Source organism: Vibrio sp. BS-M-Sm-2 (genome assembly GCF_041504345.1).
Lineage (GTDB): Bacteria > Pseudomonadota > Gammaproteobacteria > Enterobacterales > Vibrionaceae > Vibrio > Vibrio satsumensis.
The window spans coordinates 3,219,713-3,244,098 of sequence record NZ_CP167894.1; the positions used below are offsets into that span (position 1 = coordinate 3,219,713).

The 24,386-nt window shown below is 44.7% G+C and carries 18 protein-coding genes and 4 tRNA genes; 15 read left to right on the forward strand and 7 right to left on the reverse strand.

Annotated elements, in window-relative coordinates:
• Positions 1-6 precede the first annotated feature (6 nt).
• The 9 genes from uvrC (at position 7) to nspC (ending at position 9,608) form a co-directional block, all read left to right on the forward strand.
• On the forward strand, positions 7-1,839 hold the full coding sequence (gene uvrC, locus AB8613_RS14745; protein ID WP_210447209.1) for an excinuclease ABC subunit UvrC: 1,833 nt from the start codon (positions 7-9) through the stop codon (positions 1,837-1,839).
• A gap of 46 nt (positions 1,840-1,885) precedes the next feature.
• Positions 1,886-2,443, forward strand: a complete 558-nt coding sequence (gene pgsA / locus AB8613_RS14750) for a CDP-diacylglycerol--glycerol-3-phosphate 3-phosphatidyltransferase (RefSeq protein WP_019821134.1) — start codon at positions 1,886-1,888, stop codon at positions 2,441-2,443.
• 266 nt (positions 2,444-2,709) lie between these two features.
• Positions 2,710-2,783: transfer RNA gene (locus tag AB8613_RS14755), tRNA-Cys, on the forward strand.
• Between the two features lie 36 nt (positions 2,784-2,819).
• A tRNA-Gly gene (locus tag AB8613_RS14760) sits at positions 2,820-2,895 on the forward strand.
• An 80-nt stretch (positions 2,896-2,975) separates the two neighbouring features.
• Positions 2,976-3,062, forward strand: a tRNA-Leu gene (locus AB8613_RS14765).
• Positions 3,063-3,094: 32 nt separating this feature from the next.
• Positions 3,095-3,170, forward strand: a tRNA-Gly gene (locus AB8613_RS14770).
• Positions 3,171-4,053: 883 nt separating this feature from the next.
• Positions 4,054-7,005, forward strand: coding sequence for a pyridoxal phosphate-dependent class III aminotransferase (locus tag AB8613_RS14775; RefSeq protein WP_372384006.1), 2,952 nt, complete (start codon positions 4,054-4,056; stop codon positions 7,003-7,005).
• An 8-nt stretch (positions 7,006-7,013) separates the two neighbouring features.
• On the forward strand, positions 7,014-8,264 hold the full coding sequence (locus AB8613_RS14780) for a carboxynorspermidine synthase (RefSeq protein ID WP_372384007.1): 1,251 nt from the start codon (positions 7,014-7,016) through the stop codon (positions 8,262-8,264).
• Between the two features lie 210 nt (positions 8,265-8,474).
• The gene (gene nspC / locus AB8613_RS14785) at positions 8,475-9,608 is read left to right on the forward strand and encodes a carboxynorspermidine decarboxylase (protein WP_285953942.1); all 1,134 of its coding nucleotides are present in this window, start codon (positions 8,475-8,477) and stop codon (positions 9,606-9,608) included.
• A 77-nt stretch (positions 9,609-9,685) separates the two neighbouring features.
• Here nspC and AB8613_RS14790 read toward each other — a convergent pair whose 3' ends face one another.
• The 4 genes from AB8613_RS14790 to AB8613_RS14805 all read right to left on the reverse strand — a co-directional run bounded on the left by AB8613_RS14790 (position 9,686) and on the right by AB8613_RS14805 (position 13,710).
• Complete coding sequence (locus AB8613_RS14790; protein ID WP_048659590.1) at positions 9,686-10,225, reverse strand: DUF1566 domain-containing protein; 540 nt, start codon at positions 10,223-10,225, stop codon at positions 9,686-9,688.
• Entirely contained in the window at positions 10,225-11,865 is a 1,641-nt protein-coding gene (locus AB8613_RS14795; protein ID WP_372384008.1) for a DUF1566 domain-containing protein, read from the reverse strand. Before AB8613_RS14795 ends, AB8613_RS14790 begins: the two co-directional genes overlap by 1 nt.
• Before the next feature lie 191 nt (positions 11,866-12,056).
• On the reverse strand, positions 12,057-12,569 hold the full coding sequence (locus tag AB8613_RS14800; protein WP_050646057.1) for a glycine cleavage system protein R: 513 nt from the start codon (positions 12,567-12,569) through the stop codon (positions 12,057-12,059).
• A gap of 232 nt (positions 12,570-12,801) precedes the next feature.
• Positions 12,802-13,710, reverse strand: a complete 909-nt coding sequence (locus tag AB8613_RS14805) for a DUF3943 domain-containing protein (RefSeq protein WP_146489860.1) — start codon at positions 13,708-13,710, stop codon at positions 12,802-12,804.
• A 210-nt stretch (positions 13,711-13,920) separates the two neighbouring features.
• On the opposite strand from AB8613_RS14805, the gene AB8613_RS14810 reads away from it, so the two are divergent.
• Positions 13,921-15,159: a CinA family nicotinamide mononucleotide deamidase-related protein gene (locus AB8613_RS14810; RefSeq protein ID WP_146489861.1), complete on the forward strand. Its 1,239-nt coding sequence runs from the start codon at positions 13,921-13,923 to the stop codon at positions 15,157-15,159.
• A 160-nt stretch (positions 15,160-15,319) separates the two neighbouring features.
• Here the strand turns inward: AB8613_RS14810 and AB8613_RS14815 are convergent, their stop codons facing one another.
• Genes AB8613_RS14815 through AB8613_RS14825 form a run of 3 tightly spaced genes read right to left on the reverse strand, consistent with a single transcriptional unit; the run spans position 15,320 to position 19,237 of the window.
• A complete protein-coding gene (locus AB8613_RS14815; protein WP_372384009.1) occupies positions 15,320-16,165 on the reverse strand; it encodes a dimethyl sulfoxide reductase anchor subunit family protein in 846 nt (281 codons plus the stop codon).
• Position 16,166: 1 nt separating this feature from the next.
• A complete protein-coding gene (locus tag AB8613_RS14820; protein ID WP_372384010.1) occupies positions 16,167-16,787 on the reverse strand; it encodes a DMSO/selenate family reductase complex B subunit in 621 nt (206 codons plus the stop codon).
• A gap of 11 nt (positions 16,788-16,798) precedes the next feature.
• Entirely contained in the window at positions 16,799-19,237 is a 2,439-nt protein-coding gene (locus AB8613_RS14825; protein ID WP_372384011.1) for a DmsA/YnfE/YnfF family dimethyl sulfoxide reductase, read from the reverse strand.
• 198 nt (positions 19,238-19,435) lie between these two features.
• On the opposite strand from AB8613_RS14825, the gene AB8613_RS14830 reads away from it, so the two are divergent.
• The 5 genes from AB8613_RS14830 to AB8613_RS14850 all read left to right on the forward strand — a co-directional run bounded on the left by AB8613_RS14830 (position 19,436) and on the right by AB8613_RS14850 (position 24,362).
• Entirely contained in the window at positions 19,436-20,002 is a 567-nt protein-coding gene (locus AB8613_RS14830) for a molecular chaperone TorD family protein (protein ID WP_372384012.1), read from the forward strand.
• Positions 20,002-20,517 (forward strand): ferredoxin-type protein NapF, encoded by a 516-nt coding sequence (napF, locus tag AB8613_RS14835; protein WP_372384013.1) that lies wholly within the window; start codon positions 20,002-20,004, stop codon positions 20,515-20,517. The genes AB8613_RS14830 and napF overlap by 1 nt, the downstream gene beginning before the upstream one ends.
• A 19-nt stretch (positions 20,518-20,536) precedes the next feature.
• Complete coding sequence (locus AB8613_RS14840) at positions 20,537-21,136, forward strand: hypothetical protein (protein ID WP_372384014.1); 600 nt, start codon at positions 20,537-20,539, stop codon at positions 21,134-21,136.
• A gap of 297 nt (positions 21,137-21,433) precedes the next feature.
• Positions 21,434-23,071: a BBE domain-containing protein gene (locus AB8613_RS14845; RefSeq protein WP_372384015.1), complete on the forward strand. Its 1,638-nt coding sequence runs from the start codon at positions 21,434-21,436 to the stop codon at positions 23,069-23,071.
• Positions 23,072-23,126: 55 nt separating this feature from the next.
• Positions 23,127-24,362, forward strand: coding sequence for a lactonase family protein (locus AB8613_RS14850; RefSeq protein ID WP_372384016.1), 1,236 nt, complete (start codon positions 23,127-23,129; stop codon positions 24,360-24,362).
• The last annotated feature ends 24 nt before the right edge of the window (positions 24,363-24,386 follow it).

Here is a 24,386-nt window from a genome sequence, read left to right on the forward strand (position 1 = left end):
CGTATAGTGACCAACTTGTTTGACTCAGTCTCATTCCTCAAGACAGTAACAGAACAGCCCGGCGTTTATCGAATGTATAACGCCGAGGCTGTTGTTATTTACGTCGGTAAAGCTAAGAACCTCAAAAAACGCCTTTCCAGTTATTTCCGTAAAAAAGTCGACAGTGAAAAAACACGCGCTCTAGTCAGCAATATCGACAAGATTGATGTGACTGTAACGCACACGGAAACCGAAGCTCTTATTCTTGAGCACAACTACATCAAGCAGTATCTGCCGAAATACAACGTACTTCTGCGTGATGATAAGTCGTACCCTTATATTTTCATTAGCGGTCACAAGCATCCTCGTTTGTCGATGCACCGCGGTGCTAAAAAGAAAAAGGGTGAATACTTTGGTCCTTATCCTGACTCCGGCGCTGTGCGTGAGACGCTACACTTAATACAAAAAATCTTTCCTGCTCGTCAGTGTGAAGACACGGTTTATGCAAACCGAACCCGCCCATGCTTGATGTATCAAATTGGTCGTTGTGCTGCGCCATGTGTTAGCTCGATTATCTCTGATGAAGAGTACAGTGAGCTTATCGACTATGTTCGTCTATTCCTGCAAGGGAAAGATAAGTTGGTGCTAGAGACGCTCATCGAGAAGATGGACACGGCCAGCCGAGAGCTTCGCTTTGAACAAGCCGCCGCTTTCCGCGATCAAATCCAAGCGATTCGACGTGTGCAAGAACAACAGTATGTATCTGACGACTCTATGGAAGATATGGATGTGTTGGGCTTTGCTCAAGAGAATGGCGTGGCGTGTATTCATATCTTGATGATTCGCCAAGGTAAGGTCTTAGGTAGCCGCAGCCACTTTCCTAAGATTCCAAACAATACGGTGCGAGAAGAGGTCTTTTCGAGCTTTTTAAGTCAGTATTACTTAGCGCATAATGAAGCGAGAACCATTCCAACCCGTTTGATTCTGAACGCGGACCTGATGGAAGACGTCACACCAATCCAAGAAGCTTTGTGTGAAGTTGCAGGTCGTAAGATCCATTTCAACACAAACCCTTCTGGTACTCGTGGTCGTTACCTTAAATTGTCGAACACCAATGCGTTAACGGCGATTACGACCAAGATTAATCACAAGATGACCATCAATCAGCGCTTCAAAGAGCTACAAGAAGTGCTGTCGATGGATGCGATTAAGCGCATGGAATGTTTCGATATCAGTCATACCATGGGTGAAAGCACGATTGCGTCTTGTGTGGTGTTCAATCAGGAAGGCCCGGTGAAACCTGAGTACCGTCGTTACAACATCACAGGTATTACCGGTGGTGATGACTACGCTGCGATGGCTCAGGCGCTTGAGAGACGTTACTCGAAGCAACTCGATGTCGACAAGATCCCAGACATCATCTTTATCGATGGTGGTAAAGGTCAGCTAAACCGCGCGCATGAGATCATTTCTCAATATTGGGGTGATTGGCCGTTTAGACCAAGAATGATGGGTATTGCGAAAGGCGTGACTCGTAAACCGGGTTTAGAGACTCTAGTGACTTTAGAAGGGGAAGAGTTCAATTTACCCAGTGATGCTCCAGCACTGCACCTTATCCAACACATCCGTGACGAAAGCCATAATCACGCGATTGCAGGGCATAGGGCGAAACGTGGTAAAACGCGAAGAACCAGTGCTTTGGAAGGAATTGAAGGTGTTGGACCTAAGCGTCGTCAAGCTTTGCTGAAATATATGGGTGGCTTACAAGAACTTAAGCGTGCAACTGTCGAAGAAATAACCAAAGTGCCGGGCATTAGTCATTCTTTGGCAGAAAACATTTATCAAGCATTGAAACAATAGTAAAAATCCCGCACCATTAAAGCGCAATTAATAAGAGCCTAATAATATGCGTTTGAATATACCTAATATTTTGTCATTACTGAGACTATTTTTGATCCCAGTATTCGTTGTCGTTTTCTATCTACCTTATCAATGGGCTCCTTTTGCTGCTGCGATGGTGTTTTGGGTAGCAGGTTTCACTGATTGGCTAGATGGCATGCTAGCTCGTAAGTTAGGGCAAACGTCTCGCTTCGGTGCCTTCATTGATCCGGTGGCTGACAAAGTGTTGGTTGCTACGGCTCTTATCCTGATTACTGAGCATTACCACTCGATTTGGGTGACTATCCCAGCAGTGACCATGATAGCTCGTGAGATCATCATTTCAGCGCTTCGTGAATGGATGGCTGAAATCGGTAAACGTGCAAGTGTTGCAGTATCTTGGGTCGGTAAGGTTAAAACGGTTTCTCAGATGTTCGCGTTGTGGGTGCTTATTTGGCGTTATGACGATTGGATGGTTTGGGTTGGTTACATCGCGCTCTACGTTGCAACGATTCTAACCTACTGGTCGATGGCGCAATACTTGATGGCCGCCAAAGACGACTTGTTAGACGAAAAACATCATTGATGAAGAAGCGAGCTGAGGCTCGCTTTTTTGATCTTTAACCTAAGGTTAAGTTATCAATAGTGGATATCTAATGTGATATAGATCTCCTTTGAATAACCTGCTCACCGTGTGTTTTGAACATAAAGTCAGCTATTTGGCCTGTTTCGTATGAAATCTATTCAAACGAATTAAAAATACAAAAATAATATTGACTCAATCGTCTGAATCCGTAGAATGCATCCCGTACCCAAGAGGATGGCAATGAGCTATTCGATTGGAGTTACTAAGGCGCCTTGGCAGAGTGGCTATGCAGCGGATTGCAAATCCGTGGACCTCGGTTCGACTCCGGGAGGCGCCTCCATTCTCTCTTTCTTCTAGAAAGAATACGAATGAAAATGCGATACTAGCTCAGTTGGTAGAGCGCAACCTTGCCAAGGTTGAGGTCATCGGTTCGAACCCGATGTATCGCTCCAAATTTTGTAATGTTGATTGGCGTCAGCATTAAGATGGTGTTTTACTTTTCAGTAATCGGCATCGCAATAAAGAATTGCGTGCCCTGGTGGTGGAATTGGTAGACACAAGGGATTTAAAATCCCTCGGCGTTCGCGCTGTGCCGGTTCAAGTCCGGCCCGGGGCACCATCTATTAAAGTCTTTATCTCGATAAAGCAAATGCGATACTAGCTCAGTTGGTAGAGCGCAACCTTGCCAAGGTTGAGGTCATCGGTTCGAACCCGATGTATCGCTCCAAATTAAAAAGCCCGAACAGAAATGTTCGGGCTTTTTGGTTTCTGTGGTTTAGCTTTTGCGTGTAAGTACTTTGCTTGCTCGAGCCCTCACTTAGAATTCATCTCTATCTCTATCTCTATCTCAAAATTTCGCAATCAAGTTCGTTTAGATAAGTTAGTTTTTAAAAGCGAGATTCCCTATGAACTCGTTCCTCGTACTAGGGAATGACGAAAAGATGCCACAGCCTCGAAGCTATCACTAACGCCGCCTGTATACCTGCCTCGTCAGCCTCGGGCTCGAGGAACGAATGAACAGGGGAGCTCTTTCTTAAACGATAGTGTTGACGATATTTACAGCAATTGCTTAGCCACCACTGCTATTTATCAAGCTATTATTAAAAACTATTGATCGTTCATTTCACTTTATGTTACTTTTCCGCGCAATCTCGGAATGAACAATGTTCAAGAAGAGCAACGATTGCTTCTGGGGGATACGCGTAGTGACCATTCTTGCTGATTGGGACATTACGTAGGGTAGGTATTGGCTAGTCCTTTAGCTGATAGACGGGATACTTATGGCGCAGTTCGCCATGTTAATGGGAAACCCAACATTGAACACACTAATTACAACATTGCTAATCAGCTCTGCATTTCCAAAGGGACCAGCTCCTCATAGCTGCCCGATCCTGCAAAAATGTCCAATTCTTCAAAACAGTAGCATTACTGAACCTTGAGCTCACGCTAACAATTTATCGCTGTCTTAAGACGGCTTAATTTCGTATTTGTCATTTGACTTATGCGAGCGTACAGCTATATCTCATTTCTAGACAATACGCGTACTTAACTATGAACTCTCTCCAAATTTAAAGAGGGTTGGTGGATAGTTGCGTCTGATGGAGGTGAGTATGAACACATTCAAGGGGACTTTTATGACTACCGCCTTTGAAGTCGATATCAATACTATCGCAAATTCATTTTCAACTATGGTTCCTATCGTCGAGGGAACTTACGACCTAACACCTGACGCTATTTTGCTTGAGCAAGAACAGCATGAGTCGGATGTACGTTCTTACCCAAGACGTCTTCCTATTGCTATTAAGCGAGCATGTGGCGCTTTAGTTGAAGATACTCGTGGCCAACTCTTTCTCGATTGCTTAGCCGGTGCCGGTACACTTTCTTTGGGTTATAACCACCCAGAGATTAACCAAGCACTTAAAGACCAACTTGATTCCGGTCTGCCATACCAAACTCTGGATATTACGACTCAAGCGAAAGAGACGTTTATCAAGCGAGTTAAAGCTTTTCTCCCTCAAGACTTTTCAGATAACTCGGTTCTTCAATTCTGTGGCCCATCAGGCGCTGATGCTGTTGAAGCGGCAATCAAACTAGCGAAGCAAACCACAGGTCGTAACACCATGTTTGCTTTCCGTGGTGCTTACCACGGCATGACCAATGGCACCATGGGCATGATGGGTAACCTAGGCACCAAAGAGCGTCGTAGTGGCTTGATGTCTGATGTGCACTTTATGCCTTTCCCATACAACCTACGCTGCCCGTTTGGCATTGGTGGTGAAGCGGGTGCTAACGCAAGTATTCGTTACATCGAACGTATGTTGAATGACGATGAATCCGGCATCATGAAGCCAGCTGCGATGATCGTAGAGCCCGTGCAAGGTGAGGGCGGTGTTATTCCGGCTCCTGCGTCTTGGCTACAAGGTTTACGTCGCATTTGTGATGAGCACGGTATACTACTGATTTTTGATGAAATTCAGTGTGGTGTCGGCAAAACAGGACATCGATTCGCGTTTGAAGAGTCAGGCGTTAACCCTGATATCTTATGTTTATCTAAAGCGATCGGTGGCGGACTGCCTATGTCGCTGCTTGTATTCGACAAGAGCATCGATACTTGGAAAGCGGGTGAACATACCGGTACATTCCGTGGTAACCAGTTAGCAATGGTGTCTGGTGCTAAAGCACTGGAAATCATCGAGCGAGATGGTTTGGTGGAGCACGCGAACATTGCAGGCCAATACCTACGTCATGGGTTAGAGAAGATTCAATCTCGCGTTAACTGTATTGCTGAAGTTCGTGGTAAAGGTTTAATGCTTGGCGCCGAGATCAAGCAACCAAACGGTGAACTCAATAAATTTGGTGAGCCGAAATCAGACGGTGACCTGACCCTAGCTATTCAACGCGCGGCATTAGAGCGTGGTTTGATGGTCGAGAAGGGCGGTCGTGATGGATCTGTGATTCGCTTCCTGCCACCAATGATTATCTCTTTCGAACAGATAGACTTTGCCCTGCGAGTGATGGAAGAAGCCATCATTGCTGCCAGCGGAGGTGTTCAAGAAGAGCAAGCTTCAGATAAGCAAGCAAATCAAGAGTGGAACAAGCACTTCATTCACACAGGCCTAGGCGGTAGCGACGAATTCGCTAACGTGATGAACCAAACCACTCAGGCAATGAAAGCGGTTTTCGAGCAGGTTGAAACTCCATACTCAGGTCTAGAACCAAAAGTGCTAGAGGCTTCTATCAAGGCTGTCGACCTAGACAACAACCAACACGCTTTGGTTGACGTTATAGATAGCACCGCTGACCTAGTTGCAGCAAACTCTATCTTTGTACAGCACCCTGACTGTATCGCACACCTTCATACGCCTCCTCTTATGGCATCAGTAGCAGCGGAATCAATTATCGCGGCTCTGAATCAATCTATGGATTCATGGGACCAAGCATCTGCTGCGACTTATGTTGAGCAGCGCGTGGTTGATTGGATGTGTGACAAGTACCAACTAGGTGAACAAGCGGACGGTGTTTTCACTAGTGGTGGCACGCAAAGTAACCTAATGGGCCTATTGCTAGCGAGAGACTGGGTTGCGGATAAGCACGATAGTCACTCTATCCAAAAGCTGGGTTTACCGGATTACGCGAGTAAGCTTCGCATCTTGTGTTCAGATAAATCTCACTTCACGGTTCAAAAATCCGCTTCATTGCTCGGTTTAGGCGAGAGCGCGGTGTGCTGTGTTGAGACCAACGCAAACGGCACCATCAAACCGGATTACTTAGACGCAGAAGTAAAAGCGCTTAAAGCCCAAGGGTTGATTCCTTTTGCTGTAGTTGGTACGGCGGGTACAACTGATCATGGTGCTATCGACGACCTTGATGCGATTGCAGACATCGCAAACCAACAAGGTCTTTGGTTCCATGTCGACAGCGCTTACGGCGGCGCGCTTATCTTAAGTAGCCATAAAGCTCGTCTGAAAGGCATCGAGAAAGCGGACTCTGTCAGCGTTGACTTCCACAAGTTGTTCTTCCAAACAATCAGCTGTGGTGCTGTGCTGCTGAAAGACAAAGCGAACTTTAAGTACCTACTGCATCACGCAGACTACTTGAATCGCGAGCATGATGAGCTGCCAAATCTAGTCGATAAGTCTATTGCGACCACCAAGCGTTTCGATGCATTGAAAGTCTTCATGACCATGCAAAGCGTTGGGCCAAAGCAGCTGGGTGATATGTACGATCATCTCCTAGAGCAGACGCTTCAAGTTGCCGACCTGATTCAAAATCAAGCGGATTTAGAGCTATTAGCGGAGCCTTCACTATCGACGGTGCTGTTCCGTTCGGTGCTTAGCAATGAGCAATCAGCAAACAGTGCTATTGATTTAGACAAACTGAATCAAACGTTAAGATTGGAAGCGCTGACTCGTGGTGTTGCCGTACTTGGCGAAACGGTAGTGGATGGTAAAAGCGCGCTGAAATTCACTATCTTGAATCCGTGCTTAACGACATCAGATTTCAAATCTCTAATTAACAAAATTCAAACTTTAGCTATTGAGCTAGCAGAACAACAAGGGTAATTAAAACTATGGCTATTCTACAAATTGGTGCAGGTGGCGTTGGTTGGGTTGTTGCACACAAAGCAGCACAAAATAACGAAGTACTGGGTGATATCACAATCGCTTCTCGCACAATCGCGAAATGTGAAAAAATCATCGAATCGATCAAGGGTAAAAACAACCTAAAAGATTCAACTAAAAAACTAGAAGCTCGCGCAGTAAACGCTGATGATGTTGATGCACTTGTTGCTCTGATTAACGAAGTGAAACCAGACCTAGTCATCAACGCTGGTCCTCCTTGGGTAAACATGGCGATCATGGAAGCGTGTTACCAAGCGAAAGTATCTTACCTAGATACATCGGTAGCGGTTGACCTATGTTCTGAAGGCCAACAAGTACCACAAGCTTACGATTGGCAGTGGGGTTACCGTGAGAAGTTTGCTGAAGCGGGCATCACAGGTATTCTTGGCGCGGGTTTCGATCCTGGTGTGGTATCAATCTTTGCTGCGTACGCGGTTAAGCACTTGTTCGATGAGATTGACTCAATTGATGTAATGGACGTGAATGCAGGTGACCACGGCAAGAAGTTTGCGACAAACTTTGACCCAGAAACCAACATGCTTGAGATCCAAGGCGACTCTTTCTACTGGGAAAATGAAGAGTGGAAACAAGTACCGTGTCACTCTCGTATGCTTGAGTTTGAATTCCCGAACTGTGGTTCTCACAAAGTTTACTCAATGGCACACGATGAAGTTCGTTCGATGAAAGAGTTCATCCCAGCTAAGCGTATCGAATTCTGGATGGGCTTTGGTGATGCATACCTGAACTACTTCAACTGCATGCGTGATATCGGCCTTCTTAGCCCTGAACCGCTAACACTGCACGATGGCACAGTGGTTCAGCCTCTGCATGTTCTTAAAGCACTATTACCAGATCCAACATCTCTAGCTCCGGGTTACACTGGTTTAACGTGTATCGGTACTTGGGTTCAAGGTAAGAAAGACGGTAAAGAACGCAGCGTATTCATCTACAATAACGCAGACCACGAAGTGGCTTACGAAGACGTAGAGCACCAAGCGATCTCTTACACAACAGGTGTTCCAGCTATTACGGCTGCACTTCAGTTCTTCCGTGGCGAATGGGCTGATAAAGGCGTATTCAACATGGAACAGTTAAACCCAGACCCGTTCCTAGCAACCATGCCTGAAATCGGTCTAGATTGGCACGTTCAAGAGCTAGAGCCTACGGCTGGTTTACCTCTGATCCACACTTTGAAGTAATTTCTGGCTCTTTGCCCTCGTCGCGTTGTCCATCGTGCTCATTTACGTTCGTAAACTCGCGCGATGTCCTAGCGACAAGGTCAAAGCTCTGCGAATTCCATTCAAAGTCATATGATTGACGAGAACGTATAATTACAAGCCGATGCTGTTGCGTCGGCTTTGTTCGATTATCATGTGCCTTCGTGAACTCGAGGGCCGCAAGGTATTAACATGCAAAACAACGAACTAAAAACGCCTTATTTCATGATCAACGAAGACAAGTTGATTGCGAACTTAGAGAAAGCCAAGCAGCTGAAAGAGATCTCAGGTGTGAAGTTGGTATTGGCACTCAAGTGCTTCTCTACATGGGGTGTGTTTGACATCATCAAACCGTATCTCGATGGCACGACAAGCTCTGGTCCATACGAAGTGAAGCTTGGCCACGAAACCTTTGGTGGTGAGACGCACGCTTACAGTGTGGGTTACAGCGAAGATGATGTGAGAGAAGTTGCGGATATTTGCGACAAGATGATCTTCAACTCGCAAAGCCAATTCGAAGCTTACCGTCATATTGTTGAAGGCAAAGCCTCGCTGGGTTTACGTCTAAATCCTGGCGTAAGCTACGCAGGACAAGACTTAGCAAACCCTGCACGTCAGTTCTCGCGTTTGGGCGTGCAAGCTGACCACATCAAGCCTGAAATCTTTGATGAGATTAATGGCGTGATGTTCCACATGAACTGTGAGAACAAAGACGTCGATGCATTTATCGGCCTACTTGATTCAATATCAGAACAGTTTGGTGGTCACTTAGATAAGTTGGATTGGGTGAGCATGGGCGGTGGTGTGTTCTTCACGTGGCCGGGCTACGACATTGAGAAACTTGGCCTTGCGCTAAAAGCTTTCTCTGAAAGACACGGCGTGCAAATGTACCTTGAACCGGGTGAAGCGATCATCACCAAAACAACCGACCTAGTTGTGACAGTAGTTGATATCGTTGAGAACGTGAAGAAAACGGCAATTGTCGATTCTGCAACCGAGGCACACCGTCTTGATACGCTTATCTATAATGAACCAGCATCGGTATTAGAAGCGTCCGAAAGTGGTAGCCATAGCTATGTGATTGGCTCATGTTCATGCTTGGCGGGGGATCAGTTCTGTGAAGCGAGCTTTGATGAGCCACTAAAGATTGGTCAAAAACTTCACTTGTTGGACAGCGCAGGCTATACCATGGTGAAACTGAACTGGTTCAATGGCCTTAAAATGCCCTCAATCTACTGCGAGCGCAGCAATGGCGACGTTCAAAAACTGAATGAGTTTGGCTATGAAGACTTCAAACGTTCATTGTCACAATGGTCAGTTAAATAACGGACTTTATTGTTCAGAAAAATAAAAAGAGCAGCGGATGAGCTGCTCTTTTTGATTATTTGTACCGTAAAAACTAATTAAAATGTTTTCACTAATCGAACAAGAGGATGTGGAATATCATCTGGGTCGGTAATGACTTCCAAAGCTTCTTCAAAATCAATAATTAAACCATCATAGTCACTGTTGATTTTATGAGCGTCAGGAGTATTAGTCCAATATGGTTCGTTGGTTGTTGTCGGGAAGTGTGTCAGGTTAATTGCTGGTCTAGTACAGCTATAGTCAACGATTGAACTTAACTCTTTGATATTAGGCAACCTAAAACCAACCTGACCTGCGATAGTGGTCAGATTCGAATCTTCAGTTGCGATGAGCGCATCCTGCCAATTTTGATATTTAATTGCGGTACCATCACATGTGTCATTGGATTGATTGTAGGTTTCGCCTAGGTTGCATTTTGACCAAAGCAAATTAGTCGTTACGTCGAGTAATGTACCATCTTTACGGTCAATAAATTGTCCGTCTTGGTGAGAAGGAGTTTGAGTTTGCACGCAGGTTTGCGCGATGGTATTTGCACTTAAAAGAGAGGCAATTACACCTAAGCATAGTTTTAGTTTCATTACTCAATACCTCCACTTACAGCCACAATTCCTGTCGAGCCTGCGATGTTTTTATTACAAAGCTCAAGCTCTCCATTTTGAGAGTCGATACATCTAGCACTACCATCTTGTTTAACAGAGCTAGAATGCGTGAAGAGTCGGTCTCCAAGATTAGGAAAGAAATTAATGGCTCCTGCTGGTGCAGTGCCGACATTGAAGTTGATAAATGAACGGGCTTCAACAGGTGAAGGTAAGCGCCAATCTGTAATGCCGCAAATAGAGCGACTGTTTAGGCTACTAATATAACTACTTGTATTACAGTAGTTACTTCCCGAACCATCATTAATGTACGCACATTGAGAAGATATCGGGCCGGCGCTATACAAGAGATCATTGGGTGCTCCGGCATAGCCACCATTGGTTGTATTGTCAGAGTCGTACCAAGTATATGTGTATGAGGCGCTTCTCCATGAGCTTGATTGACTGCCCCAAGGGTAAGGGTTGGCGTCAGGGGCGTCTTTATGTTTCTTAACCCAAGTATCGACCTCGGACTGGCTGGGCATTGCTATCGGATCTTGTTTTGCTTCAATATACAATCCAGTATGCTCATCTTTAACACAGCGCCAATCAGTAGCGCTAGGTATTAGAGGGTTTCCGTGAGCATCTAGCTTGGTGTAGCGAAAGCCATATTCCCCATCTGAATGTTCACTTCCATTGGTGACATCTAAACCAAAATCGGCATCTTGATTTGGATGTGATGCTGGAGGAGTGACGCTGTCGTAGTCTGTTCCATCAAAATAAGTGACATACCCAGTATCATTGAAACTTTTCTGCCCAGGAATATAGAACGCGAGAGTGTTTTTACTCGAATCGATAGTCGCGTTACCAACGGAAGCTATCGTGTAGATTACCGATTCGCCACCTTCATCGAAGCTATCATCACGAGCAGAAAATGTGATATTTGTTGATAGGGTTTCTGCTGGCAATTTAAGAGTTAACCCTGCTATATCAACAGTAAAGTCCTCAGGCGCGGCAATACCGGTTTGAGTTAGGGTAAGTGTTACATCTTGAGATGTGTAATGACTCAAAACAGCTTGTTGAATAATGCTGTCACCTTCTACAACGGTACTTAAGTCGTTACTAAAACTAACGGTTGGTTGAGTATCGCTATCATCAATAGTTACTACAGTTCGTTCGTTTGAAAGAGTGTAATTTGCACCGTTATCAGCACTAATAGAGTAATGAAGTGTTTTACTGCCCTCATACAGATTATTGTGCACAAGGTTTAGTGGTAGAGCTGCGCTGGTTGCACCTGCCGCAATTTTGACGTTTTGGCTTGAGATAGCATCGTAGTTTTTGAAGGTGCCATTAGAGCGAGTTGTCACGTCACTAGTTGAGATCGTTAAGGTGAGTTCTTGAGCTAATGCTTCGGAAAGAGAAACGGTAATGGATTCTGTTTTCGACCCTGATTGTGGTTCAGAAAATGAGACACTATTTGGGATGCTAAGCGTAATAGGGGAAGATGACGTACTTGAAGTTGTTCCCGTAGTAGTTGTTCCACTATCGTTATTTTCATGACCACTTTTACAACCGCTAAAAAGTGTCGTAAGAAGGATTGCTGAGATGACATTGAGTTGCCAGCTCGACCTTTTTCTTTCCATGTATGAACCTAAGCTACTAAATTATATAAGATATCTATCGTATCAAAAAAATTATATAAATGCTTAATTTCATATGCTATGGCTATGTGTTTTGGGTGTTTTGATGCGTTTTTTTTGTAAGTAATGTAAGAGAGGTCTTATTTATGAGGTGGCCTCCCAACGATTAAGGTATCGTCAGGAGGTAAGTTAAATTAGCTTTCAATCATTACTCGAGTGTCTTCACTGAGTGTTTCGAGTTCATTAACTACATCATCGATTTGAACTTCGATTGGTAGCTTAACGGCGATTTTTGAAGTGAATAAGCTTGAACTAACACCACCACCACCAGCGATAAAGACTCGGTGGCAATCCATATCTAGAATGCTGATCCCTTGTCTATCCAATACATGTGTCACTTCGTTGACGATACCTGCTCGGTCGTTAGAGTCGAGCCTTAAGTGATGGATTGTGTCTTGAGCATTGTGCGTATGATCTGAATCGACAAACTGTACGATGAGATCCGGGTTGGCGCTGAAAGCTTCTTTTACAATCGATTCGTTGATGGCTGGAAGTTGAACCTTGAGTACGCCTGCGACTTGGTCTTCAATAAAGTTCACTTTACTGATGAGCCATTTGCCGTCGTTTTCGTGAGTAACCGCAGCAAGTTGTTTGATTGTTGCTGGTGATGCTTTTCCGATAAAGTTTACGATAAATGTACTGTTCATATCAGCCCCCAAAGTTTCAATTATTATTTGCTAATTAAATGTTTGATATCGCGCGATAAAGTTCTTTAATTTCAGTGTAGAAGGTTACATCGAACAATGTTTGACCTAGGTCAATTTTTGAAACTAAGCTGTGATGCAAAAAAAGAGAATGAAGAGTAGGGCACAAAAAAAGCGGCTAGAGAGCCGCTTTTTAGAAGAGTTTTGTTTTTACGAAAGTAATTAGGTTGCTGTATTAGAAGGTTACTTTAAAGTTCATACCAACAAACTGAGAATCGTATGGCGCACCAGCATCGTATGCGAATCTAGCTGCGTCTTGGTTATCCCACCAAGGGTTAGTATTCAGATTAACTTCTGCGTCACCGCCCCAAGCATCACTTACCCAGTAGTGGATGTGTCCAACAGGGTTTAGGAAAAATAGAGACACATCACCCATGGTTTGAGAGCCCATCACTTCGCCGCCTGAAGCAATGATGTCTTGCTCTGCTTCTAGCATCATTTCACCAACAACCGCACCAAAGAATGGAGTGATGAACAGATCTTGCCATGATGGTACTTCGGCAAACGCTTCTACACCGTATTCCCAGAAGAACGTAGACATGGTCCAAGAGTATAAGAAAGACTCAAACTCATCGTAACCTGCGTGTCGAGCTGCGGTGTAGTAAACACCACCAAAATAGGGGTGCATCACGTAGTTTAGGAAGTGTTCATCGCGGTCCCATACAGGGCCTTCAGATACGTTGTCTTTCCACTTTTTACCTAATGAGCTGATGTCACGTTGGTCATCATCCCACTTAGTGATACTTTCAGGGAGTAGAGTCATCAAACCTACTGTAGCGACACTTAAGCCCAAAATGGTGTAGGTTTGGCCCATAAGGTAGTCCCAATCCTTCTCTTGGCTCACCAACATGTGTTTTGGTTGTTGGATTGAGAAGTCGTACTCATCACTTGATTCGCTCAGTGCGTAATTGGTATTAGGCTTGTAGGTGTACAAGCTATCATTAACACAGTAATCTTGAGCACATTCATCCGAATAAGAAAGGTTGATTGGCTGGTCGAAGTCGTATTGGCTTGCAACCGAGTTAACTGACATTAGCATTGTAAATGCAGCAGTAACCTTTGCTAGTAACGGTGATTTGGCCACAAGGGTCTCCATGAGAAAGTTTGGAATTGATCAGGGTCACAATTATCTATTAAATGCCTGATTTAGGGAACTAATAATTTATAGCTTTTCCTAAGAAAACCTTAGGTTTAACATTATTAATATTAGTGAAAAGGCGAATTGCTCCAAATTCAACCATAGACCAGTTTGTAAATAATGCAGTGTCTTTTTATGACAACAAGGGATAGAAATATGACGAAAATCGCAATGTTAAGTACAGGTGAAGAAGTTCTTCATGGAGACATTGTAGATACGAACGCAGCTTGGATGTCTGCTGAGTTTTATCAGCATGGTTTTGCTCTTGCTAAGCGCTCAACTGTGGGTGATCAAATGAATGCTCTTGTTGAAGAACTGCTGATGCTGAGCTTTAACTATGATGTGGTTATCGTTAATGGTGGTTTAGGCCCGACAACCGATGATATGAGTGCAGCTGCTGCTGCGGCTGCCTCAGAGCAGAAACTCATTATGTTCCCTGAATGGCTGGCGCGTATGGAAGAGATGTTTTCCGGGCGTGGTATGCCGATGCCGGATAGCAACCTAAAGCAGGCTTTGCTGCCAGTAAACTCGGAAATCGTCGATAACCCTGTCGGCACTGCATGTGGTTTCAAACTTAAGATTAACGATGCGACTTTCTATTTCACTCCGGGAGTGCCCAGTGAGTTTAAGCGCATGGTGAGCTTTGAAATTATCCCTGACCTCGCTCGTACTTATCCTCAAGTGGTCGCTTCTGAATGCAGCAGGTTGTTTACCTTTGGTTTGTCCGAATCTGGCATATCAGACGTGTTAGACCAGCTGAAATTGCCTCAAGGCTATGAATTGGGTTACCGCTCTTATCTGCCGTTTATTGAAGTGAAACTATTTGGACCTAAGTCGGATTTAGAAACTCGCGTTAAGCTGCTGCAAATGGTGTACAAGCTATTAGAGAGCAACGTTGTCAGTGTTGATGAGCCGATGATCGATCATATCGGCCACATTATGGCTGAGAGAAAGAAGACGCTGTCGGTATCGGAAGTGTCAACTAAAGGTGCGCTATCGGCTTGGCTGCAATCGAATGAGCAAGTTGAAGATTGCTTCGGCCACTCTTGGGTTATGGCGGAGCCAAAAGAGAGTGAGCTTGAAAAGAGCGATCCACTAGCGGCGACGTTTGCATTGGCTGGTGCAACAAGAGAAAAGTGCGGCACAGAGTTAGCCTTAGTAACGGGTAAGTTAGAGGGTAATACTTTTAGTATTGCGTTATCGAGCGAAGCAGGCGAGTGGGGGCAAGTGCTGGAGTTCTACCGTCAATACAAGCGTGAAGATGCACGTACCATCATCAAAACCGTAGCAGCCGATATGCTGAGAAGGCACCTAGACAACAAACCGATGTTTGGCACTTACTCTTCGGCTAAGCGATTGAAAGACATGTTTATTCCAGCAGCTATCATTAAGTAAGTATGTAAGCGAACTCGTTAAGTCTGTACTAAAAACGTTAGAAAAATGAAATAAAAAGGCCCAACATCTAAATAGGTGTTGGGCCTTTTGTTTATCTAGCCTTCTAGATAACCAAACAAGCAGTGATGTTTACACGTAACTCATGTCTGTAAGAACTCGATTACAAACCGCTTGTCATATGTAGACTATAGAACAAGCCACGGCCGATTAACTCTGAGGCCAAGAACAATACTAGTGCTAAGCCAAGGTTAACTGGGTTCACTTTTGCTTTGTTCAGCATAGGTAGAATCCAAATCAACAAGCTTGCCATTAGCAGTGCCACTTGAAGAATCACATAGTTACCTAAACCATCGACTAACTCAGACGCTTTTGCCGCTGAAGTTTGGATGTCACCGATTAGGTTCAGCTTTCCTACTGTCACAAGCAAGCTGATAGCAACTGCGATAAAAGCCAGCATGGTGATGTTACGGTCAACCGTAAAGCGGCTGTCATTTGCGAATACAATCACAAACTGAGACAGCAGCAAGCCGCCCACAACCATCGTCATGATGAAGCTCAGTGGTGTGTAGATGTTGTCCCACGTAGGTACTGTGTTGATCATGTATACGTTGATCATCGCGTACATGAAGATTGCACCCAACACCATCGCGCCAACCATCAGTGCTTTCTGGATAGCAACGCCACCTTTCTTAACCACAGACAGTAACCATTGAAGGCCACCTACCGCGAAGAATGCCGCACCGAAGAATACTTCGTTAGACAGCCAAGCTGAGCCTAGTTGGTTAAAAGCGTTAAACGCGCGCAATGGAGAACCTAGGTGAGTTGTCGAGAACATAAAACCAAGACTCATTAATGCCCACAGAATGAACATTGGAACCTTGTAGTTGTTTAGTTTCTCTTCGTCATGACCAAGTACCAGTGCGCGAGCACCAATAAGTAAGTAACCACCAACCGCAGTTTGCGCCAGCACCGTAAAGAAGATTAAAGACCACTCATGAAAAATCATCTTACACCTCCTTCGGGTTTGCTAGGTGACCACTGGTATCGCCAGTCGGTTTCGCGTTTTTGTTCAGCTTAATCACGATGTTCGGTAGCGTTTCTGTTGAAGATGGCAGTGGAGCCACATCCGCACCAGAGCCGTACTTCTCGCGAAGTGTATTGATTTCACCAAACTCCAATGCACGAAGTGGGCAAGATTCAACACAGATAGGCTGTTTGCCTTCAGAAACACGTTGGTAACAACCATCGCATTTAGTCATGTGACCTTTCTTAGCATTGTATTGTGGTGCGCCGTAAGGACACGCATTGCTGCAGTGCTGACAACCAATACAAACGCTCTCATCAACCACAACCAAACCGTCTTGATCACGTTTGTGCATCGCGCCCGAAGGACACACTTTCACACACGCTGGGTTAGTACAGTGGTTACAAGCGATAGACAGGTAGTAAGAAAAGACATCTTTCTGAACCCAGGTATCACCACCTTGAGTGAAGCCACCACCTGCGTATTCGTATACGCGACGGTAGTTCGTTTTGATGTCGAGATCATTATAATCTTTACAAGCAAGCTGACAGGTTTTACAACCCGTGCATTTACTTGAATCAATGTAAAAGCCGTATTGTTTCATTCCAACCTACCTTATGCTTTCTTTAGCGCTTTGATTTGAACTAGGTTTGTATGCTGAGGGTTACCCTTAGCAAGTGGGCTCGGGCGCTGAGTCGTCAACACGTTGATAGAGCCTGCATGGTCGATCTTCTGACCATCCGGTGCGTACCATGCACCTTCGCCTAGTGCGACAACTCGAGGAAGAATCCTTGGTGTCACTTTCGCTGGAATGTGTACTTCGCCACGGTCGTTGAAAATACTCACCATGTCGCCGCTTTCAATACCACGTTCTTTTGCATCGATTGGATTGATCCACAACTCTTGCGGTGCTGCTGCTTTTATTTCTGCAACGTTGCCGTAAGTTGAGTGCGTACGAGCTTTGTAGTGGAAACCGGTCAGCTGAAGCGGGTACTTCTCTGCTAGTGGATCGTTATGGCCTTCAAAAGAATCCGCGTAAATAGGAAGTGGGTGAATCACTTCGTCTTCTTTCAGTTTCCAAGTCTTCGCGATATCAGCCAGTTGCTCTGAGTAGATCTCGATCTTGCCACTTGGTGTGGTCAGTGGGTTCGCTTCTGGATCTTTGCGGAAGTCTTCGTAAGCGATGTAGTGATGGTCGTAGCTACGTTTGTAGATACCCAGCTCTTTCATCTCTTCGAAGGTTGGCAGGGTTGGATCGTTCTTACGAGTTTCTGCGTACAGGTGCTCAATCCATTGCTCTTGAGTACGACCCTCCGTGAACTCTTTTTCAACGCCCATGCGTTTAGCAAGCTCAGTACACATCTCGTAGATAGATTTCGCTTCAAACTGAGGCTCAATCGCTTTCTGCGCGTAGATGAAGTAAGGCATGTTCGATGCTTTACCATCCATACACCAGTCGTCTTGCTCAGACGTTGTTAAGTCTGGCAGGATGATATCGGCGTATTTTGCTGAAGAAGTCATATGGTTATCAACCACGACAATCATTTCACACGCACTTTCATCTTGAAGAATCGCGTGTGTCTTGTTGATGTCTGAGTGCTGGTTGATGATGCAGTTACCTGCGTAGTTCCAGATCATCTTGATTGGGTTCTTAAGGCGCTCTGCACCGCGAACACCATCAGTGATGTCGGTCATTTCATGATGACGGTAAATTGCGTCTGTCCACATAAACATTGAAATAGACGTTTCAACTGGGTTTGGCACAGTAGGGAAGCGCACAAACGGAATGTTGATGTCACTCTCACGAGCACCTGTTGAACCGCCTGATACACCGACAGAACCGGTTAGTAGTGACAGCATCGCGATTGCACGACACGCTAGTTCACCGTTCGCAGTGCGTTGTAAGCCCCAACCTTGGTGAATCGCACATGGTTTTGCTGTACCCATTTCACGGCCAAGCTTGATGATGGTATCAACTGGAATGCCTGTGATCTTAGAAGCCCACTCTGGTGTTTTTTCTACGCCATCTTCACCTAAACCTAGGATGTAAGATTTGTAGTCGCTGTTTTTAGGCGCTGATGCAGGCAGAGTTTTCTCGTCGTAACCTACGCAGTATTTGTCTAGGAACGGTTGATCGACAAGGTCTTCAGTGATCATTACGTGTGCAAGACCCGCTACCAATGCAGCATCCGTAGAAGGACGAATTGGAATCCATTGATCTTCACGGCCACCGGCAGTATCGGTGTATCGTGGGTCGATGATGATCGTTCTTGCGTTCGATTTGTTTTTGCTTTCTACATAGTGGTGGATCAGACCGCCGCCAGACATACGTGTCTCGGCAGGGTTGTTACCAAACTGGATGTTAAGCTTAGTGTTCTCTAGGTCAGAGAAAGAGTTGTTGTTTGCCCAACCACCGTAGGTGTAGCTCAAGCCTTTCGCGATTTGCGCTGTTGAGTAGTCACCGTAATGGTTTAGGTAACCACCACTTAGGTTCATTAGACGAGCAATCAGCGTTTGAGCTGGTGGCCAAGACTTAGTTACTGTACCGCCAAGCGTACCTGTACCGTAGTTTAGGTAGATAGTGTCGTTACCGTAGTCTTTGATAAGGCGCTGCATGGTGCCAGCAACTTCATCATAAGCTTCTTCCCAGCTAATACGCTTAAACTTACCTTCACCACGTTTACCCACACGTTTCATTGGGTATTTCAGGCGATCTGGGTTGTAAACACGGCGGCGCATAGAGCGACCACGTAGACAAGCACGAACTTGGTGATGACCGTATTCGTCAGTACCAGTGTTGTCGGTTTCTACGTATTTGATTTCACCGTTTTGCACATGCATACGTAATGGGCAGCGAGAGCCACAGTTTACAGTACATGCACTCCATACGATTTTCTCATCCACACTCTCAGCAACCGCAGCCGCTACTGGTTTGGATTTGAAAGGTAAAGCGATACCGCCCGCGAGTGCGGCTGCGCTACCTACCGCAGAAGAAGCTTTCATGAAGCCTCTTCGAGTAAGATTCATTACCCCAGATTCTTTTTTATTCGTCATTCTAAGATGCCTTTTGCTATTGATGGCTAGCACTTTATAGGTAGTTTTGTTTTTGTCTTTTAATATTTAAATGTTGATTGATAGGCGTCAAATAAGTGTGGAATTTAAAGTTTATGAATTGAATGTATAAAATGGATCAAAGAATAAAATGGATTAATTAATATAATTATCTTTAAACCTATAACGTTATAAATAATAATGATTATCGATACGCATAAATTGTTGGGTTCGCTATTTTATCAAGCGACAAGTAAAGAACAGTTAATCACCATTGTTGAAGCCTTGGTTGAGAGCGAAGTACTCTCTCAAGAATGCTTGCTGGCATTGAGAAGTGAAGACGAAGATGCACTCGCAGCAGAGTTCAGCCGCCTGTTTGAAGGCGTGGGAGACATGCCAGCGCCACCTTGGGGTTCAGTGTACCTAGATAAAGACCGCGTTGTGTTCGGCGCTTCTACTGTAGAGTATCGCCAGTTTTTAGAATTGAATCAGATTGAATTAGACACAGGTTTAAGAGAGCCGGAAGATCAATTTGGTTTAATGTTATTCGCTCATGCATATTTGTTAGAAAATAATAATATTAATTCAGCTGGTGAATTACTTGAAGGTCACTTATTAACTTGGTCTTCTGTTTATTTAGAAAAAATAAATAAAGCATCAGAGCTATCTTTTTATAAAAAGCTATCGGTTGATGTAATAGGTTGGTTTAAGTACTTAACATCTGAATATAATTTAAACGTTGCTACTAAAAAGTTATATATCGACTAATGTCTGAACAAATAAATTCAAATAGACGCGGTTTCTTAACTCGACTTTCTAAACCGGTTAAAGCAGCCGCGAATTATGAAGAGATATCACAGCGCTTGCATGCAAGACCACCAAGAGCGGTCGATGAAGTGCTGTTTGAGCGTCTTTGCGACGGTTGCGGGTTGTGTGAGCAAGCGTGTCCTAATAGCGTTATTGAGATGCTAGAGGGCAGTGCGTTACTGAATTTGGATTACAACCATTGTTCTCTGTGTAACAAGTGCAGTGAAGTGTGTCCGACTGGCGCGCTCCATCCAACGGTCACACCTTATATCGACCTCAAGCCTAGCTTTGCTGATAGCTGCAATAACTACATGCAAATGGACTGCTCGGCATGCCAAACTGCTTGTTCAGCAGGTGCGATATACATCGAGGTAGGAGAATTGCCTATGGTGGACAAAGATAAGTGTAATGGTTGTGGAGAGTGCCGAAGCGCTTGTTATATTGGCTCTGTGACTCTTAACCTGACTCAGCAATAAACGTTTGGTTTTCGAGGGGTTGCTTAAAGAGTACCCTGACCAGCGGCTTCAAACAGGCATAAAAAATGTGAAGCGTGCTTGCCACCATCATTTGACTAATGGCATGGCAATAGGGATAACTTCAATTGCCGAGTTTATTCGAGCAAGCTGTGGAGGCAAACCAGCAAAGGGTACGCTGGATAACGATAGTAAAGGTGTTTATAAGCCGATAATAGATGCTTATTGTGAAGTCGCTTTATCTCCGCGCAAAATTAACAAACAAGGAGAGGCATCGTCAGCGATTCCATCACAAATCCAGATCTATATTAAGCATCTAGAAAACAGAAATAAGCATCTTGAAAAAATACTAGATAAAAATTTTAAGAACCAAGGTTCTATTAGCGTCGATTCAATGCTCAATTATCGGACTGATGCGCAAGGGTCAGTAGATGTCATCCCTTCGTCTAATTTTTCCGTTGCGGAAAAAAAGGCAATAAAAAATCTCTTAGGTCTGATTAAGTTAACTAATGATTTTACGTTTAGGGGTGAGAAAGAGCGAGCGAGAGTACTGAATACAGCCGGAAAAGTGCTGCTTGCACCCAATGACCTTGTGTTGATAAAAAACATAATAGAGGACTAAGTCATGGCAAGTAGTAAGCAAAAGGTGCAACAAAACCTTGAGGCATTTGAGGTCTGGAAAGCCACACAGACAGACGATGATTTTAAACAAATTGCATTCCGAGGGCTGCTTAATACAGTTACCTAATTTAAATTTGGTTTCACTGGGTGTTTTCTGTGCCTTTGAGTAAACTCCTTTTTCCACATGGGGTAGGCACTTTAAGGGAATTAAACTCAGCGATGCTATGTCGATTGTTTCATCGTACCTCTACATTTAGATATCTATTGATGCAACAGAGTGCACACTTGGAGGTGGAGTATGAATATTAGTCGTAGAGACAGTTTCAAAATGTTGGGTGGCGCCGCCGCTCTTGCCACACTGCCTATTAGCTTGAACAGCTTGTCTGCTGAGCAGTTAAATACCTTAGACACCAATGGTTATGTGGCCATAGATAGAGCCAGCGCAAATCAGTTCGAAGGTTTAACGGTGGCATTTAACCAACGGTGGAAAGCGTCCAACTGTCAAATTATCTATTTTTGTGTCACATCTGAAGGCGCAAAAAATGTACTTCAGTTAGTCGTCGACAACGTAAACTATCGCGATAACTTTTCAGTGAAAAGTGGTGGTCACTGCTATGAAGACTTCGTTTTTAATGACAATATCACCGCTATCATTGACACTTCTTGTCTTAAAGCAGGGGGAGCGCTTAGCGACGGAACCTTCTACGCAGAAGCGGGACTGACTAACTGGGAAGCTGCCAAGATGTTCTATAAACAGCTTGGTAAATGTGTTCCGGGGGGCACTTGTTATTCAGTTGGGCTAGGCGGACATATCGTAGGCGGCGGCTTTGGTGTTCTCTCCCGCTTACATGGATTGACGGTCGATCAATTAGAAGCCATTGAGGTCGCAACTGTTGACGCCTCAAACATTGTGACGCTCCATGAATGTCGTCATGACGACGCTGACACACAAAAACAAGATCTCTTCTGGGCGCATTGCGGCGGCGGCGGTGGTAATTTCGGTATTATTACTAAGTACATTTTTAAAAGCACCTTGCCTGACGCACCGAATTACTCAGATATTACTCGCCTCGCGGTCAGTTGGGATAATATTCCAGATGCCGCTACGTTCAAATCCATCGTACGTTTGTATGAGTTAAGTATTAAGACTTGGCCAAACGAGCTTTACTGCGCCGCAAACTTCAACCATCAACACAATGGTAATATTGACTTTGATATTGTCAGCTCATTTGATGACGTCGACATCGGTGATGCACTTTACATCTCCTACATTCGAACATTCTTTGACGATTTAGTGGCACTAGGGGTCAGTCCTTTCTCACTCAATGGTCCCGGGGATGGCGTACAACGTCTAGGTTACCTTGATGCCGTTGAGGTGCGCGGGGCCATTGTGGGTGGCACAAGAAACAAGTTCAAATCCTGCCATATGCGTGCTGACTTCCCTGAAGACCACCTTGATACGTTTTACACTTACTTAACGACCTCAATTATCGATTCTAATAGCAAGTCTGTCGACTTTTATGCCAATGTCCAAATGCATACTTATGGTGGTGCAATCAACGACATCGCTTCTAACGCAACGCCCGATGCAGCAAGGGACTCTTTTATCAAAATACAGTACATCATTAACTGGAAACAGATGCTTAATGGCAGTGAGGGATGGGATGCTGCATGTTTGAATTGGATGAAAGATTTATACTCCGCGACTTATGCTAATTATCCGAATAACGAGCCAGTCCCAGGTTTTCCCGATCCACAAACAGGCACGGTTGTGGTAGATGGATGTTACGTCGGTTATTGTGACAAAGACCTCATTGATTGGCCTACTTTGTACTACGGCGGAAACTATGCCCGCTTACAGTACGTGAAAAACGATTGGGACCCACAAAACCTCTTCAATCATGCCCAATCGATTGTTGGTGCGCCTCGTTCATAACACTGCATATCCTTCAACCTAAGGTTGAAGGACACAATTATTTGAGATAACGCCCATGCCTAAATTATCCACTTCTTCGTTATCACGTCGTCAATTTGTTAAAGGTGTCGGTCTGACTACTGCCACGCTCGCGTTCATGCCTCACCAAGTGTTTGCCAAAGAGCCAAGAACAATGAACGCTGACCGAAATGTTTATGTCGGTACGTACACCGCACCTAATACAGCACCAGGCGGTGACGCACCAAGCACCGCGCAGGGTATCTACGTCTACCGCCTTGATACCACTGGCACCTTGCACTTTATTCAAGTGATTGATACCGAAAATCCTTCCTTTCTCGCTACAGACCCAACACAAGGTTACCTTTATTGCGTGAACGAATTAGGTGAAAATATCGAAGGACAATTGCTTGGTAAAGCCAGTGCGTTTGCCATCAATTCACTCGATGGAACACTGTCATATATTAATGCTCAGCTAACCCAAGGGCTCTATCCATGCCACTGCAGTGTACATCCTTCAGGAGGTTTTCTTATGGCTGCAAACTATGGCTCTGGGAGCTTTCCAATCTTTCCATTAAACGCGGATGGCAGCATTGGCCCGGTAAGTGATATCGGCTACAGCACAACCAATGGCTCGGGGCCAAACCCGGATAGACAAGAAGCCCCTCACGCTCACATGGTATTAAGTCATCCTAGCCAGCAACACCTATTTGGGATCGACCTAGGCGCTGACCGTGTGTTTTCGTGGCAACTGAACCATGATAAGGGCACTTTGTCTTCTGGCACGGTACCTTACGCAAATATTGCTTCAGGCTCTGGACCTCGACATATGGTATTCCACCCAAACGAGAAAGCAGCGTATGTGATAAATGAGCTGATTTGTACTATCGACGTATTTAGCTTTGACCTTGTTCGAGGTGCGCTGGTTTGGCAGCAAAGTGTTTCAACTCTAGCATCAGAAGAGAGCGGAGGTGCTCCGGCGGAAGTACGAGTCCACCCTAACGGGCAATGGTTGTACGCTACAAACCGTCAAAACGGTGATGATATAAATGAGAACACCATTGGATTATTCAATGTTGACGCTGAAACAGGGAAACTGACGCCAATAAGCTGGATATACAGCGAGGGCAAAGTGCCTAGAGGAATGAATATTGAGCCATCGGGGGAGTATTTGCTAGTTGGTAATCAAAACTCGGACAATATTGCTGTCTTTACTATCAATCAGCAAAATGGTGAGCTGAGTCTAACAAGTATTACACCTTGTCCAACTCCTGTCGATTTTGCTTTTAGCTAATGCACCTATAATAGTTGGTATTTT

Bases quoted from the DNA above. Each gene is read 5' to 3' on its own strand.
- pgsA (WP_019821134.1), top strand. From the start codon at position 1,886: ATGCGTTTGAATATACCTAATATTTTGTCATTACTGAGACTATTTTTG.
- AB8613_RS14815 (WP_372384009.1), bottom strand. From the start codon at position 16,165: ATGATTTTTCATGAGTGGTCTTTAATCTTCTTTACGGTGCTGGCGCAA.
- AB8613_RS14790 (WP_048659590.1), bottom strand. From the start codon at position 10,225: ATGAAACTAAAACTATGCTTAGGTGTAATTGCCTCTCTTTTAAGTGCA.
- AB8613_RS14820 (WP_372384010.1), bottom strand. From the start codon at position 16,787: ATGAAACAATACGGCTTTTACATTGATTCAAGTAAATGCACGGGTTGT.
- AB8613_RS14810 (WP_146489861.1), top strand. From the start codon at position 13,921: ATGACGAAAATCGCAATGTTAAGTACAGGTGAAGAAGTTCTTCATGGA.
- AB8613_RS14845 (WP_372384015.1), top strand. From the start codon at position 21,434: ATGAATATTAGTCGTAGAGACAGTTTCAAAATGTTGGGTGGCGCCGCC.
- AB8613_RS14850 (WP_372384016.1), top strand. From the start codon at position 23,127: ATGCCTAAATTATCCACTTCTTCGTTATCACGTCGTCAATTTGTTAAA.
- nspC (WP_285953942.1), top strand. From the start codon at position 8,475: ATGCAAAACAACGAACTAAAAACGCCTTATTTCATGATCAACGAAGAC.
- AB8613_RS14825 (WP_372384011.1), bottom strand. From the start codon at position 19,237: ATGACGAATAAAAAAGAATCTGGGGTAATGAATCTTACTCGAAGAGGC.
- napF (WP_372384013.1), top strand. From the start codon at position 20,002: ATGTCTGAACAAATAAATTCAAATAGACGCGGTTTCTTAACTCGACTT.
- AB8613_RS14775 (WP_372384006.1), top strand. From the start codon at position 4,054: ATGAACACATTCAAGGGGACTTTTATGACTACCGCCTTTGAAGTCGAT.
- AB8613_RS14830 (WP_372384012.1), top strand. From the start codon at position 19,436: ATGATTATCGATACGCATAAATTGTTGGGTTCGCTATTTTATCAAGCG.
- AB8613_RS14800 (WP_050646057.1), bottom strand. From the start codon at position 12,569: ATGAACAGTACATTTATCGTAAACTTTATCGGAAAAGCATCACCAGCA.
- AB8613_RS14795 (WP_372384008.1), bottom strand. From the start codon at position 11,865: ATGGAAAGAAAAAGGTCGAGCTGGCAACTCAATGTCATCTCAGCAATC.
- AB8613_RS14780 (WP_372384007.1), top strand. From the start codon at position 7,014: ATGGCTATTCTACAAATTGGTGCAGGTGGCGTTGGTTGGGTTGTTGCA.